Below are 14,959 nucleotides of genomic sequence, written 5' to 3'. Positions count from 1 at the left end.
TGCGTCACCTGTCTTTGTGACTGAGCGCGCCTACCCTTCAGAAGAAGGCTGAGTCGCGGGAGTCGGTTAGGCCCGTCTCTTAAAGTGGAACTTGAACGGAACTGGGTGACGAAAGCTGCTTCTGCACAATACCTTAGGGCGATTCGACAAAAATTGCATCCGTAGGGCTTGCGTTCCAGAATCAGATTTTGTTAACCATCTCAGGTCAGGATCCGAATCAGTTGTTCAAAGGCGTTTTGTTGAGTGCCGCGAATGCGGCCGACCTGACGCCCGGAGCGGCGACTATGGGGAACTGGCATGCGCGTTTTGCTGATTGAAGACGACAGCGCCGTCGCGCAGTCGATCGAGCTGATGTTGAAGTCTGAGAGCTTCAACGTCTACACGACCGACCTGGGGGAAGAGGGCGTCGATCTCGGTAAACTATACGATTACGACATCATTCTTCTCGACCTCAACCTGCCCGACATGTCCGGTTACGACGTGCTCAAGCAGCTCCGGGTCTCCAAGATCAAGACACCGATTCTGATCCTCTCCGGCCTCGCCGGCATCGAGGACAAGGTCAAGGGTCTCGGCGTCGGCGCCGACGACTACATGACCAAGCCCTTCCACAAGGACGAGCTGGTGGCGCGCATCCACGCCATCGTGCGCCGCTCCAAGGGCCACGCCCAGTCGGTCATCCAGACCGGCGACCTCGTCGTCAACCTCGACACCAAGACGGTGGAAGTCGGCGGCCAGCGCGTGCATCTGACCGGCAAGGAATATCAGATGCTGGAGCTGCTCTCGCTCCGCAAGGGCACGACCCTCACCAAGGAAATGTTCCTCAATCACCTCTATGGCGGCATGGACGAGCCGGAGCTGAAGATCATCGACGTCTTCATCTGCAAGCTCCGCAAGAAGCTCGCCAACGCCTCCGAAGGCCGCAACTTCATCGAGACCGTGTGGGGCCGCGGCTACGTGCTGCGGGAGCCGCACGAGGCCGACGAGCGCATCCCCGCCTGATTGGGTTAAGTCGCGAGCCACGGCTCGCTCCTCCCAGCCTGGACCCCGCNCAAATGGCGGGGTTTTTGTTTTTGGGGCTCGTGAACGTGCCGGACGGGCACGTCTCTGAACCGACCTCAGACCCCCGCAAGCACCGGGGTGGCCAGCACGGGGCGTTTGACCGGGCAACGCGCGGCCGCCTCGCGCAGGTATCCGATCATCGCATAGCCGATGATGAAGCCGAACAGGAAGGTCGGAAGCACGAAGGAGAGCATGAACATCCATCCGGTGACACCATGGACGATCTCCATCACCGGCATGGGCACGATCTGGTGGATGGCAAGCAGCATCCATAACATCACCGTCATGCCACCACCGAAGACGAGGCCGTCCCTCAACTGCCTTGTCTGCCGCGACCGCCTGCCCCACGTCGAATCCTGCACCAGCAGGGCCGTCATCGCGCCGATGCCCCAGGGAAAGATCAGCAGCGGCAGTTCGTGCAGCACCACCTCACCAAAGGGCCGGTCCGGAAACTGGTAGAAGTCGAACGTCGCCTGCACCGGGAAAAAGATCAGCGCGCTGACCAGACCGACCGACAGGATGAACCCGACCGGGAGCCGGCCGAAGATGTTCTCGTTCGCGAACGCGTAGTGCCGCTTGAAGTGGTACACCAGCCAGAAGTTCACGATGAACTGGAGAGGGGTGGTGACGAGCGTCCGCAGCACGCCGGCGGATTGATCTCCGGGAAGATGAACGATCGTCCACGATGCGAGCAACCATAGGAGGCACCAGCCGCAGGCGAAGGCGGCGACGATCGCCACGGGCTTCAGAATGCCGGGCGAGGTCGGAGCCAGCGTGAACCCGATCGCCCCCAATCTGCGCTTGCTGCGCCCAAGCGTCCATTCTTCGGCGAGGGCCGCGCGTACGGCGAAGAGCAGAAGGTTGTTGAGCAGGGAATCCATGTCCTTGCGCAGGTCTTCCAGCATGCATCCGGCCGCCGTCTGGGCGGCCAGCTGGAGCTGGCTGACCGTGCTGTGGCGGGTCGAGAGGGAATCGAGGGCCTGCCAGTCGTTCGGCTCGACCTCGCTGTCCTCCATGATCGCGCCGTAGATCTCGCCGCTGCCCTTGAGCACGCGGACCGTGCGAAAGCACAGGGCGTCGTAAACGGACTGCAGTTCGGCATGAAGATCGGCGCTGCGCTCCATGAAGCTCTCGCGCTTTTCGGCGCAACGGTCGAGATGGAGCATCAGCGCCGAGATCTTGAGAAATCGCGACTGGATTGCGGTCGACTGCACGGCGCGGAAATCGTCGATCTGGTAGCCGATCCTGGACAGCTTGCGCTGCAGGATCGGCATGTCGTCGGGACGGACCTGAAACGGAGATGCGGCCAGCGCGTCGCGCAGCGAAAGCGCGCTCACGGGAATGCCGGCCAGTTCCTGGCAGAAGCCTCGCCACCACCTGGGAACGAAGGGAACGATCCAGGCGAAGATCAGGAGCCAGATCGTGGCAAGCGGCGACAGCTTCTGCGGCAGCAGCCAATAGGCAAACAGGATCGGCGCGATGAAGGCGGCGAGGCCGAATGCGAACAGCGGCCGCGTCGTGAACGAGCGGGTGCCCTTGAGCGTGTGAAACCTGAACCAGTAGAACAGCACGACAAGAAGCGGCCCGCCGAAGGAATCGAAGATCGCATTCAACGGCTCAACGAAAGTATCGAGCGTCACGGTGAACTCCTATCGCTAGGGTTCGCTGGTGGAGGACGCACCGGGCACTGCGGGCTCCGGCGATCCATGATGAAAATCACACGACCTGGGCGACGATCTTGGCCTTCTGGACCAGGAGGTCGATGTTGTCGGGCGCCAGCGCAATTGCGCTGTCGAGGTCGTTCTGGGCCTGCACCAGGTCCTTGACCTGCGCATACGCGTTGGCCCGCGACACCAGGTATTTCGTCTCGTTCGGATTCAGCTCGACGGCCCTGCCGAAAGCCTTGATGGCCTCCTCCAGATAGCCGCGCTTGTCGTCGATACCTGCGGCCGTCATGCTGACGATGCCCTTGATCCAGTAGAACTCGGCATTGCCGGGCTTGAGCCTGATCGCCTCCGTGATATCGGCCAGCGCATTCTCGTAGAGGCCGACCGTCACGTTGAAATTGGCCCTGCGCACGAAATATTCGGGCTTTGCCGGATCGAGCTTCAGCATGTAGGCGAAGCTGGCCGCCGCTTTCGGGATCTGCTTCTGCTTGTGCTGAAGCGTCCCGAGATCGAAATAGACTTTTGCCAGCCGGACCGAGAGTTCGTTGTCGTTTGCGAGCAGACTGTGCAGCTCCTGCCCCCGCCGGGTCAGGTCCTCCAGCGCCTCGATCGTGGCCGGCGCGATGGCGAGCGCGTCCATGAATTCGTCGCGACGCTGCCGCAGCGTCTCCTTCGACGGGCGCCCCGCGTCGACCGGGCTCGCCGGCGGCGGTGGCGTTTCGACGTCAAAAATCCTGCCGTCGGACGAGCGCATGTAGAGAACGGGGATGCCCCATTCGACCCGGGATTTCTGCTGGATGAATTTACGGGCGAGCGTCACCGCATCGTCGATCGGACGGTTGCCGGCGAGCGCGGCATAAAACCCTTCGGACATCGAGATCGCGGCGTTGTCGGTGATGGGAAACTGCATCGCCACCACGGCGGGCAGCCACCCCGTCTTCATCAGGCCGATCGCCGGATTGCCGAAGCGATCGCCGACATTGATCCTGGCGCTCTCGCAGCAATTGAGCACGATCAGGCGAAGGCTCTTGCGCGCCCCCGTCAGCATCGTCGCAAGGTCAGAGGCGAATTTCTTGACCGGCTTGCCGTCCTCGTCGACCATCACGACGAAGCCGCGCTCATCGAAGCTGCCGCCACAGGATACGGGCTGGGCGTCATCGACCCCGCCATGTCCGATGAAATGGAAGATGTGCCACTCGCCTTCGAGCAGCTTCTTCATCAGGTCTTTTCCGGTGCCGCCGGGGACCCACTGGAAGTCGACCCGACCTTCGTGCTGGAGCGCGTCGATGCCCTTGTTGATGCGGTCCCGCTCCCTCACGACGTCGAGCTTCGGCCATTCGCTGGTCGAGGGATCGGAGATCATGCCGAGAATGCGTAAGGGTCCCCTGACGCCCATCCGGCCGACGCCACCCGCCGTTTCGAGGTATCGCACGATCGGCCGCGTGAGGCTGACGAAGCCCGGCATGTCGTCTTCGTCGTAGAGATATTCCCAGGGCAATCCGGCAAGCTCGGTCGCCTCGATACGCAGCTTGATCCTGAGATCCTGGGCCGCGCCCTTGCTGCGCTCGTAGATGCGCTGGATCGAGGGCACCTCGGTGAAGACGCTGCGGAAGACCCCGCGCCCGAAATCCCGCAGCACCTGTTCGCCGCGCGTCGCCGGGCCCTGGCGGTTTTTCTCGTCGATCTCGAGGACCGCGTTTTCGAGCTCTCCGCGCAGCTTTGCCAGTTCGCCCGGCGCGGAGAACCAGAACTTCACCTGGCTCTTCGGCGCCTCGCCGGCCGGCGACTTGACGACGCGGCCGTAATATTGCTGCGGACCGCCCCCTGCCGGCAGATCAGAGCCGATCTCGAGCTCGAAATCTTCGTAGTCGGCAACAGGCATCTTAAGCCTCACTCAAACAACTTATTTGATCGAAAATTTCCTCGAAATTGGATGGCCCGCATCGCCATGGCCGCGCGCGCTTTGGCGACAAACATCGCCAGCGGTCAGATCATGCCTGCCTGATCGTTCATGCGCCGGTGAGCAGATCTCATCGAGGGCCCAATTCATGTGCGCCTCCAGGACAACGGCAACATCGCTGAACCATATTATCACACGCAACTTCAAGACGCATTTGTGAAGCAGGTCTCACATAGCCCGAAAAGTTTGTGCGGCGCCCTTTCGCCCTGGCGGTCGGGGCGGGTTTCGTTTTTTGGGGATCGAACGGATCCGGCCGCTGCGGCGACCAAACGATCGTGCCAGAATTTAAGCGGTAACAGTCGGATCCCCCCATGATTCTGCAATCGCTCGCCGGCCTGCCCGCCTTCCTGGTCTATTTCTGCACCGGGCTGATCGCCATCGTGGCGTACCTGTTCGTCTATACCCGCATCACCCCGCACAACGAATTCCAGCTCATTCGCGACAACGATCCTGCTGCCGCCATCGCGCTTGGCCTCAGCCTGCTCGGCTTCGTGGCCCCGCTGGTCAGCGCGATCGCGCATTCGGCCAACGTGCTGGACTGCCTGATCTGGGCCGCCATCGCGCTGGTGGTCCAGATCATCGTGTTCTATCTCGTCAGGGTCCCGGTGCCGAACCTGTCGGCGCGGATCGCCGGCGGCGAACTCGCCCCGGCGATCTGGCTCGGTCTCTCCTCGCTCGCTGCAGGCCTGCTGAATGCCGCCTGCATGATCTACTGATCTCCTGACATGGCCGGGAAGCCCCGCAGCAAGGATTTCGGCAAGCGCCGCCCGGCGTCCGTGCCGCCGCCGTCACGGGAGCCTGTGAAGCGCTCCGGCCACGTCGCACTGCTCGTGATGGGAACGATCGCGGTCGGCACCACCGCCTACACGATGATGCCGCGCCAGCATTGCGATCCCCCTCCCCCTCCGGGCGCTGCGGCACCGGCGCAGACGACCACGGCCTGCACCAGCAGCAGCCACGGCTCCTCCAGCGGCAGCAGCGGCTCGCGATGGTCGTCGCGCTCGAGCTTCTTCAGCAGCGACTCCTCCAGCCATTCCTCGTCGGGGACATCGTCCGACTCCGGCTCCGGCGGCGTCACCCGCGGCGGCTTCGGCTCCTTTGCGCACGCCTTCGGATCTTCGGGCGGCGGCTAAGGCGCGAGGTTTTGAATTCAACGGCGCGCCCCGATCTGCTTAGCTGGCGTCGCGGAGAGGACAACATGAAACGCTCGCGAAGGGTCGTGCTTACCTTGATGGGCAGCGCCGCGGTCGGCGCGGTCTCGACGGGATTCGCAAAACGCGAGCGGCCCTGCGGCCCTGGCCTCGAAGCCGTTCCCGGCATCGACGGCCAACCCTATTGCCGGCCGACCTATGGCGGCTTCGGCGGCACGCTGCATCACATGCATGGTCACGGTCATGGCGGCCACGGTCACGGCGGCGGCTGACACATGCAACGCATCACCTGTCCCGAGCGCGACGATTGGCGCCAGACCGCCGAACAATGCGGCTTCGATTTCCACACCATCGACGGCGAACGCTATTGGGACGAGCGCGCCTATTACGCCTTCACGCTCGACGAGATCGAGCGCGGCATCGAGACCCCGACCGGCGAGATCGATGCGATGTGCCTGGAGCTCGCCGGCCGCGTGATCGGCGACGAGCAAAAGCTGCGGCGATTGCGGATTCCGGAAGCGTTCTGGGATCTGATCGCACAGAGCTGGGAGCGCGACGATCGCAGCCTTTACGGCCGGCTCGATCTGAAGTTCGACGGCGAGACGCCGGCAAAACTGCTCGAATACAATGCGGATACGCCGACCTCGATCTTCGAGGCCGCCGTGTTTCAATGGACCTGGCTCGAACAGGCGATCGAGCGGCGCATCATCCCAGCGCGCGCCGACCAGTTCAACTCCATCCATGAGCGGCTGATCGACGCCTGGAAGACGATCGGCGCGGGCCGTCATCTGCATCTCACCGGCACCACCGGCAATGACGAGGATGCCGGCACGCTTGCCTATCTCGAAGACACCGCGCGCCAGGCGGGGCTTGCGACCACGCTGCTCGATGTCGAGGAGGTCGGCTGGCGCGACGCAGGTGGCGGCTTCGTCGATCTCGACGACCGCGACATCGCGTTGGCGTTCAAGCTGTACCCCTGGGAGTGGATGTTCCACGACGACTTCGGCGCAAAACTGACTGAGGCGCCGACGCGCTGGATCGAGCCGCCCTGGAAGGCGGTGCTCTCCAACAAGGGCATCCTGCCGCTCCTGTGGGAGATGTTTCCGAACCACCCCAATCTGCTGCCGGCCTTCTTCGAGGACGATCCGCGCGCAGCCGAGCTCGGAACATCCTACGTGCGCAAGCCGCTCTTGTCGCGCGAAGGCGCCAATGTCACGCTGGTCTCGGGCGGCGTCCCGCTCGACGCGCACGCCGGCCCCTACGGCGCCGAAGGCTTCGTGCGCCAGGCGCTGTCGCCGCTGCCGATTTTCTCGGGCTTTTATCCAGTGGTTGGGAGCTGGCTGGTGAACCACGAGCCCTGCGGCCTGTCGATCCGCGAGGACGAGAGCCCGATCACCGGCAACAGCTCGCGGTTTCTCCCGCATGCGATTTTGTGAGGGGGCCGTCTTCTGGGTTCTGCTTGATTATGCACGCGCCGGTATAACGAGACGTTTTGCTCGATCAGGCGGATGAAGCCATCGCGACTGCGCGCCGTCTCCAAAACGAATTGTCCGAAGCCGTCGCTGCGGCTCACGTTCAATGCCGACGCATGAAGCATTGGCACACTCTGCAATCGGGCTTGGCCCCAGCCGTGGCGATCTCGCTTAGGGTACGCGCGCGTGTCAGCGATCAGGGCGTCAGGTAGAACGCGAGCGACGCCAGTCGATCAGACTACTAGGCTCGTAAAGAAGGACTTGGTTATCTCGACGACCGAGGGCTCCCTCTCATCAGAAGTGGCGGCGGTGACAAACTCGCTTTTGCAGTTAAAACAGCGCCAAAGATCTTGGATTTCTTGGGCATTGACGCGCTCACGCCACTCGAGGTGGACTAACCCAGAACCACATTGAGGGCATTTTTCTGGATGGGGCGTCGAGAAGATCGATGCCATGTGGAACCTCCCTGGTTTTCGGCGCAGCATACGACTGTCTCGGCGTCTTGGAGTTGATACAAAACAAACGATTTGCCCATTTGTCATCGCCGGGCGGCTTCCATGTTTGGAACCGTCGAGTGCTGGCGCGCCCTCCGCAATCGGGCCTTGGGGTCCTCTGAGAGACGCGCAGGTTTGCTGCCGTCCTGACAAGCCACGCGGCTTTGATTGGACATCGCGCGCGGTCGTTTGATGTGATCCGAAAGCAATTTGCCTTGCTAGGGAACTCGCAGCATGTGGAACTGGATGATGCTGGGGCTAGAAAGCAATCGCGTGATCGGATTGCGCCTTGCAAAGTTGATGCGCGGCGGCAAAGCGGCCCAACGTGAAGCCCAGCGCATGGTTAGTGAAAAAGTGCTGGCGGCGGCGAAGGCCGGTACAAGCCTGATGGCCGGCGCATCCGGAGACAAGATTGTTGAGCAATACCGAAGGAAGGTGGCAGCAAATGCCAAACGGCTCAGCCGGAAACGAACACGGCGCAAACGAAAGTAAAGCTGCCCTACCTCCTACGGGGCTCACTTGCTCCGGTGCTTGAGCGCTCATTTGTGCAGATTGGTACACAATGGGCCGCGCAGCATCCCAATTTGAAATCCGTGAACTTCATGCATTGGAACGCTGGGTCAGGCACGAGATTTGATAAATTGCGCAGTATCGCGGCTGCGCTGAGGGGCGTTGCATTGGAGGCAGCGCATGAAAGTCATCATCGACGAAGACGACGAGATCATCGCCATAGCAACGGATGATCATACTCTAATCGGCGGCCACCATCGCCTCGCTGTGTCGGCCAGCATGGGTAAAAGACTTTTCTGGCGAGATACCGGCAAACCTGTGAAGCTTGATCTCTTCTTCAAGCATCATGAAAGTTCCATCCGACATACAGCCTGAGCCGTCGCCTGATCGAGGGGGATTTTCGGTCGACTGCAAGGGCTGCGGCCAGCGGCTAAAGCCTAAACCCGGCGATTTCCGTGTGTTCTGCCCATACGGCTCGGTGCCAAACCGGTCCGGCAGAACGGGAAGAGCTGTTCGCGGTCGAACTTACTTGCGCTGCTTCTTGAGCACAGCCACGGGCACTATGTCGCGGCGCAGGATGACGCGCGGCACAGCGAACGCGGGATATGGGCAGGCAGTTTTCTCGAGCCTTGGCAATTCGGAGCCGGCTTCGCGTTCCGCGAAGCCACCCGCTCCTGCAAGGGGAGAGGGCGAAAAGGCACCTCACCTCGCCGCGGCAACCCTCAGCGACTGCGGCATCAATCCCCCCATCGGGCGGCCGGAGCGCGCCGGGTTGAGCTGATAGAGGCCGCGACGATCGGTGACGGGACGGAAGACATCCGTGATGCCGACGACGGATTCGGCGGCGCCGAGCAGCAGCGTGCCATCGGCCTCCAGGCCCTTGGCCATGCGCTCGAAGATCACCGCCTTGGTGTCCTGATCGAAATAGATCAGCACGTTGCGGCAGAAGATGATGTCGAACGTGCCGAGATGCGAGAAGTCCTGCAGCAGATTGAGCTGACGGAACTGCACCATCGAGCGGACGTCGGCATTGAGCTGCCAGATGTCGCCGGACTGCGTGAAATACTTCACCAGCATCTGGATCGGCAGGCCGCGCTGCACCTCGAACTGGCTGTAGACGCCGGCCCTGGATTTCTCCAGCACCTCCTGCGACAGATCGGTGGCGACGATCTCGATGCGCCAGCCGGCGAACGCCGCGCCCATCTCCTTCAGGCACATCGCGATCGAATAGGGCTCCTGCCCCGTCGACGATGCCGCCGACCAGATGCGCAGGCTCTTGCGCGCGGCGCGCGCCTGGATCAGGCCGGGCAGGATGGTGTCGCGCAGATGATCGAACGGCACCTTGTCGCGGAAGAAGAAGGTCTCATTGGTGGTCATGGCCTCGACCACGTCGGTCGCAAGCCGGCCGTCGCCGTTCCTGATCTTCAGCACGAGGTCCGGAATACCGGACAGGCTCGCCCTGCGGGCAAGCGGCAGCAGCCGGCTCTCGACCAGATACTGCTTGTCGGCGGAGAGATCGAGACCAGAGCGTTCTTTCAGAAACTTGCGCAGATACTCATAGTCGACGGGAGTCACGAGCGGTCTCCCGAAAACAGGCGATTGACCTTCGCACCGACCTGGTTGAGCGGCAGGATCGCCGAGCAGATGCCGGCATTGGCGGCCGCGCCCGGCATGCCCCACACGACGCTGGAAGCTTCGTCCTGTGCGATCACGCTGCCGCCGGCGGCGACGATGTCCTTGCCGCCGCGCATGCCGTCCGAGCCCATGCCGGTCAGGATCACGGCGAGGATGCCGCCGTGCCAGATGTCGATCGCGGAGGTGAAGAGCGGATCGACCGCCGGCTTGCAGAAGTTGACGGCAGGGCCGTCGTCGAGCGCGATCGCGGTGTCCGTGCCGTTGCGCACGACGCGCATGTGCCTGCCGCCGGGCGCGAGATAGATCCGCCCTGCTTTCACCGGCTCGCCATCGACCGCTTCATGCGCGGGCCGGCGGCTCGTGCGCGCCAGATGCTCGGCGAGAATGGTGGTGAAGGTCGGCGGCATGTGCTGGGTGATCAGCACCGGGAAGCGGTCGATCACCGGGCCGAGCTCGGCCACCAGGGCCATCAGCGCCTGCGGGCCGCCGGTCGATGAGCCGATCAGCAGCACCTTCGGCGCCTGCATCGAGAACGGGCGCGTCGTCAGCGGGGCTGATGGGGCATGCACGGCAGGCGCAGCCGGGGCCGGCGCGGCAGGCCGTGCCGCCGGCTCGCGTGCGAGCGGAGCGTGGGGTGCGGGCGCCAGCGGCGGACTCGCAACGGCAGACCTCTTGCGCAGCCGCGCGCCGAGATGGCGGATCTTCTGGATCAGGTCATGGTGGAAGATGTCGGCGGCCGAGGCTTCGCGCGTCGACTCCGGCTTCGGAATGTAGTCGGCCGCGCCCAGCGATAGCGCCTTGAAGCTGATCTCGGCGTTACGGCGGGTCAGCGTGGAGGCCATGATGATGACGAGGTCACGCTTCTTGGCCAACAGCTTTGGCAGCGCCGAGAGACCGTCGAGCTCGGGCATTTCGATATCGAGCACGGCGACGTCGGGGTTGATGCGCTCGATCTGGTTGACCGCCTCGAGCCCGGTGCGCAACGAGGCCGCAACTTCCATGTCGTGCTCGGCACCGATCCAGCGCGAGATCAGACCGCGAATGACGACGGAGTCGTCGACGATCATCACCCGCAGCGGCCCCGCTTCTCGCGACGGGCTCGTGGTCGAATTACCTGCGAACGCAACACTCATTACTCACCAACTCAGACTGAAACGGTTCAGTTAACAAAAAACGCCGAAGGAGCCGTTCAGCCTCCGTGCGGTCGCTCAGATCAGGCCAACTTCCTGGAACTTCGCCGTCACGATGTCCTTGTCGAACGGCTTCATGATGTATTCGTTGGCGCCGGCGTGCAGCGCGCGCGCGATGTGCGCGACGTCGTTCTCGGTGGTGCAGAACACCACCTTGGGCTGGTCGCCACCGGGCATGCGCCTGAGGTGGCCGAGGAACTCGTAGCCATCCATGACCGGCATGTTCCAGTCGAGCAGCACCGCATCGGGCAGCCCGCGCTTGCAGGCCTCAAGCGCCTTCTCACCGTCCTCGGCTTCGAGAATCTGGAAGTCGAGGCCCTCCAGGATCCGGCGCGCAACCTTGCGGATGACGCTGGAATCGTCAACGACGAGACAAGTTCGCATGTGAACCTCTACTTCTATCCCCCTAAGGGGCACTTCCAATTGCAAGTGCGTCGGCGGCTTCGCCGCCGTATCATGCCGCCATCATGTCGGGCGCGAGCTCGAGGACGCGATCGACGTCGAGGACGACCATGAGCTGTCCGTCGAGGCGGTGGACGCCGCCGGCGAGCTTGGCCATGCGGGGATCGAGGTTGACGGGATTTTCCTCTTTGCCGTCCTCGGGCAGGCGCAGCACCTCGCCGATCTGGTCGATCAGCAGGCCATAGGATTCCCCGCGGAGGTCGACGCCGACCGCCATCGGCACCTTGCCGTCCTCGGCCTTGGGCAGGCCGAGCCGGGCGCGCATGTCGACCACGGTGACGATGCGGCCGCGCAGATTGAGCACGCCGGCGATCTCGCGGGAGGCCAGCGGCACGCGGGTGACGCGTTCGGGCATGAACACGTCCTGGACGCGGGAGATCGGCAGGCCGAACAGCTGGCCGCCGATCATCGCGGTGACGTATTCGACCATGGCGCCTTCGGTGGTCTGGGTCTTGGTGCTCATTGACGTATCTCCTTCCCGCCCGCGTTTTGTTTGAGCATGATCTCGTCGGAAAACCGCTTCACACTTTGCCGGATCATGCTCTAGGCCGCCGCCCGGCTCAGCTCGGAGGCGCCGGCGGCGCCCGCGGTCTGTTCCTTCAGCGCCGCGATCAGGCCGGGACGGTCGAACTTGGCAACATAGTCGTGGAAGCCGGCCTGCCGGCCGCGCTCGATCGCCGCCGGCGAGACCAGCGCCGACAGGCCGATGATCGGGATCGCACCGAGATTGTTGTCCGAGCGCAGCGCCTCGGCGAACTCGAACCCGTTCATGTCGGGCATCTCGATGTCGGTCAGCACCACGTCGAAGTTCTGGCCCGCGCGGAGCGTGGCGAGCGCCTCCTGCGCGCCTCCCGCGGTGCGGACCCGGTAGCCGGCCGCCTTGAGGACGGGGGCCAGCATGTTGCGGAAGAAGGCGGAGTCGTCGACCAGGAGCACCGACTGCGCGTGCATCGACGGCTTCATCTCCTTGCGGGTGAACCAGTCGGCGAACGCCATCGGCAGGAAGTGGCCGACGTCGATCACCTCGGTGGCCTGGCCCTTGATCACGGCCGAGCCCAGGATGCCGGCCGAGGAGCCGCCGACCTCGATGTTGAGCCGTTCCTCGACGATGTCGATGATCTCGTCGACGACGAGGCCCATGGAGCGGCCGTCGTCGGCAAACACCAGGATCGGCTGCGCGCCCTGGCTCGCGATGGTGACGCTCTCCATGGCGACCAGCGGCATCAGCTGCTCGCGGTACTGCACCATGTAGCGGCCGTTACTGAACTCGATCTTGTCGGCGGGCAGCTCTTCCAGGCGGGTGACGAGGCCGAGCGGGACCGCCTTGGGCTGGCTGGAGCCGGCGCGGAACACCAGGAGCGAGGTGGTCTGCTCGCCGCTTCCGATGTGATGGCCGGAGGCTTCATCGGCCATGTCATGGGCCGAGGAGCCGGAGGCGCCGAGCGCTTTCGCAATGCCGTTGGGGTCGATGATCATGATGACCGCGCCATCGCCCAGGATCGTGTTGCCCGAGAACATGTCGATGTGGCGCAGCTTGGTCGACATCGGCTTGACCACGATCTCTTCGGTGTGGAACACGCCGTCGACGACGATGCCGAAGGTCTGGCTGCCGACCTGCGTCACCACGATGAAGCCGTTCTCGGGATCGCTGGCGGCGCCGTCGTCGATCTTCAAGAGCTTCTTCAGATGGATCAGCGGCAGCAGCTTGTTGCGCAGGCGCAGCACCGCGGTGTCCTTGATGCGCTCGATGCGGTGCTCGGAGTTGGCGCGGGCCCGCACCAGCTCGACGACCGAGAGCTGGGGAATGGCAAAGCGGTCGCCGGCGGCCTCCACGATCAGCGCCGAGACGATCGCCAAGGTCAGCGGGATCTTGATGGTGACGGACGAGCCTTCGCCGGCGACCGACTTGATGTCGATGGTGCCGCCGATCTGGTCGATATTGGTGCGCACCACGTCCATGCCGACGCCGCGCCCCGACACCGAGGTGATGGCGGCCGCGGTCGAGAAGCCCGGCGCGAAGATGAACTTGTGGATCTGGGCTTCGCTCATCTTCTCGAGCTCGGCCTCGGTGACGAGACCGCTGGAGAGCGCCTTGGCCTTGATCTTCTCGGTGTTGAGGCCTCTTCCGTTGTCGGCGATGCAGATGATGATGTGGCCGCCCTCGTGATAGGCGGACAGGCGAATGGTGCCCTGCTCGCCCTTGCCGCTGGCGAGGCGCTCGGCCGGGGTCTCCAGGCCATGATCGGCGGAGTTGCGCACCATGTGGGTGAGCGGGTCCTTGATCAGGTCGAGCACCTGGCGGTCGAGCTCGGTGTCGGCGCCGTGCATCTCCAGCTCGATCTGCTTGCCGAGTTCGCTCGACAGGTCGCGCACGATGCGGGGCAGCTTCTGCCAGGCGTTGCCGATCGGCTGCATGCGCGTCTTCATGACGCCCTCCTGCAGCTCGGCGGTGACGTTGGAGAGGCGCTGCAACGGCACCTTGAACTCGGTGTCCTCGTTGCGGCGGGAGATCTCCAACAGCTGGTTGCGGGTCAAGACCAGCTCGGAGACCATGGTCATCAGATGCTCCAGCGTATCCACGTTGACGCGGATCGACTGGTTGGCGACGCGGTCGCCCTCGGCGGCGGTCTCGTCGGCCATCGACTTCTTGGGCGCGGCCTTGGCGGCGGGCTTTGCGCTCTCCTTGGCCGTTTCCTTGGCGGCAGGCGCCGGAGCGGCCGGCGCCGGCTCGGCCTTGATCTCGGCCTTGGCCACCGGCGCCGGCACTTCGATCGCGGTCTCGCGGAAGGCGCGCTCGAGCTCGTCGAGCGACACCTCGCCCGGGCGCAAGGGGCGCTCCAGCGTCTGGTCGACCAGCGAGCCCGTGGCCATCTCCTTTGCCGGCGCGGCGGCGGGGGCGTCCGGCGCGAGCGGCGGCGCTTCAGTGACGGGCGCGGCACCTGCGGCCGGCATCGGCTGCGCCGAGCCGGACATCGCCGCCATGCCCTGCTCGACCATCGCTTCCAGCTTGTCGATCAGGTCACGGTCGGTCCCTTCGGGCTCGGCTTCGGTGGCCTCGAGCCCGGCCAGAATCTCCTTGATGCGGTCGATCGAGGACAGGATCACCGTCACCGCCTGCCCCGTCACCGGCATGCCGTCGCGGAATTTGCCCATCAAGGTCTCGCCGGCATGCGCCAGCGCTTCCAGACGCGGCAATCCCAAAAAGCCGCACGTGCCCTTGATGGTGTGGACCAGGCGGAAGATGTTATCCAGGATCTTGGCGTTGTTCGGCTCCTGCTCGAACTTCACCAATTGATTGTCGACGGTGTCCAGGCTCTCGCTGGTCTCCGTCAAAAACTCCCGCAACAGATCATCCATGA

Annotated in this window: 14 protein-coding genes; 7 read left to right on the top strand and 7 right to left on the bottom strand. The window is 63.8% G+C overall.

Going from position 1 to position 14,959, the window contains the following annotated elements; genetic code table 11:
* Positions 1-297 precede the first annotated feature (297 nt).
* Positions 298-999: a response regulator transcription factor CtrA gene (ctrA, locus tag AXW67_RS39330; protein WP_016848562.1), complete on the top strand. Its 702-nt coding sequence runs from the start codon at positions 298-300 to the stop codon at positions 997-999.
* A gap of 116 nt (positions 1,000-1,115) precedes the next feature.
* Here the strand turns inward: ctrA and AXW67_RS39325 are convergent, their stop codons facing one another.
* Positions 1,116-2,699 carry a hypothetical protein gene (locus tag AXW67_RS39325; protein WP_063682224.1) on the bottom strand — a complete coding sequence of 528 codons (1,584 nt, stop codon included), beginning with the start codon at positions 2,697-2,699 and terminating at the stop codon, positions 1,116-1,118.
* Positions 2,700-2,775: 76 nt separating this feature from the next.
* Entirely contained in the window at positions 2,776-4,608 is a 1,833-nt protein-coding gene (locus AXW67_RS39320; RefSeq protein WP_063682223.1) for a CHAT domain-containing tetratricopeptide repeat protein, read from the bottom strand.
* A gap of 389 nt (positions 4,609-4,997) precedes the next feature.
* Between AXW67_RS39320 and AXW67_RS39315 the strand changes: the two genes are divergently transcribed.
* The 6 genes from AXW67_RS39315 to AXW67_RS39290 all read left to right on the top strand — a co-directional run bounded on the left by AXW67_RS39315 (position 4,998) and on the right by AXW67_RS39290 (position 8,688).
* Positions 4,998-5,402, top strand: coding sequence for a DUF350 domain-containing protein (locus AXW67_RS39315; protein ID WP_027556412.1), 405 nt, complete (start codon positions 4,998-5,000; stop codon positions 5,400-5,402).
* A gap of 9 nt (positions 5,403-5,411) precedes the next feature.
* Complete coding sequence (locus AXW67_RS41400) at positions 5,412-5,819, top strand: hypothetical protein (RefSeq protein ID WP_082908228.1); 408 nt, start codon at positions 5,412-5,414, stop codon at positions 5,817-5,819.
* A gap of 65 nt (positions 5,820-5,884) precedes the next feature.
* The gene (locus AXW67_RS39305) at positions 5,885-6,109 is read left to right on the top strand and encodes a hypothetical protein (RefSeq protein ID WP_063682221.1); all 225 of its coding nucleotides are present in this window, start codon (positions 5,885-5,887) and stop codon (positions 6,107-6,109) included.
* A 3-nt stretch (positions 6,110-6,112) separates the two neighbouring features.
* Positions 6,113-7,273, top strand: coding sequence for a glutathionylspermidine synthase family protein (locus AXW67_RS39300; protein ID WP_063682220.1), 1,161 nt, complete (start codon positions 6,113-6,115; stop codon positions 7,271-7,273).
* Between the two features lie 764 nt (positions 7,274-8,037).
* Positions 8,038-8,295, top strand: coding sequence for a hypothetical protein (locus AXW67_RS39295; RefSeq protein WP_027556408.1), 258 nt, complete (start codon positions 8,038-8,040; stop codon positions 8,293-8,295).
* A gap of 198 nt (positions 8,296-8,493) precedes the next feature.
* Positions 8,494-8,688 carry a hypothetical protein gene (locus AXW67_RS39290; protein WP_063682219.1) on the top strand — a complete coding sequence of 65 codons (195 nt, stop codon included), beginning with the start codon at positions 8,494-8,496 and terminating at the stop codon, positions 8,686-8,688.
* Positions 8,689-9,015: 327 nt separating this feature from the next.
* Here the strand turns inward: AXW67_RS39290 and AXW67_RS39285 are convergent, their stop codons facing one another.
* The 5 genes from AXW67_RS39285 to AXW67_RS39265 form a co-directional block, all read right to left on the bottom strand.
* Complete coding sequence (locus AXW67_RS39285) at positions 9,016-9,888, bottom strand: CheR family methyltransferase (protein WP_027556406.1); 873 nt, start codon at positions 9,886-9,888, stop codon at positions 9,016-9,018.
* A complete protein-coding gene (locus tag AXW67_RS39280; RefSeq protein WP_063682218.1) occupies positions 9,885-11,081 on the bottom strand; it encodes a protein-glutamate methylesterase/protein-glutamine glutaminase in 1,197 nt (398 codons plus the stop codon). The genes AXW67_RS39285 and AXW67_RS39280 overlap by 4 nt, the downstream gene beginning before the upstream one ends.
* 75 nt (positions 11,082-11,156) lie before the next feature.
* Positions 11,157-11,522, bottom strand: coding sequence for a response regulator (locus AXW67_RS39275; RefSeq protein ID WP_007600538.1), 366 nt, complete (start codon positions 11,520-11,522; stop codon positions 11,157-11,159).
* A 70-nt stretch (positions 11,523-11,592) separates the two neighbouring features.
* Complete coding sequence (locus AXW67_RS39270) at positions 11,593-12,063, bottom strand: chemotaxis protein CheW (RefSeq protein ID WP_063682217.1); 471 nt, start codon at positions 12,061-12,063, stop codon at positions 11,593-11,595.
* Between the two features lie 80 nt (positions 12,064-12,143).
* A complete protein-coding gene (locus AXW67_RS39265) occupies positions 12,144-14,957 on the bottom strand; it encodes a hybrid sensor histidine kinase/response regulator (protein ID WP_063678485.1) in 2,814 nt (937 codons plus the stop codon).
* Between the last annotated feature and the right edge of the window lie 2 nt (positions 14,958-14,959).

The organism is Bradyrhizobium neotropicale, from assembly GCF_001641695.1.
Lineage (GTDB): Bacteria > Pseudomonadota > Alphaproteobacteria > Rhizobiales > Xanthobacteraceae > Bradyrhizobium > Bradyrhizobium neotropicale.
This window is presented reverse-complemented; position numbering and strand designations above follow the sequence as displayed.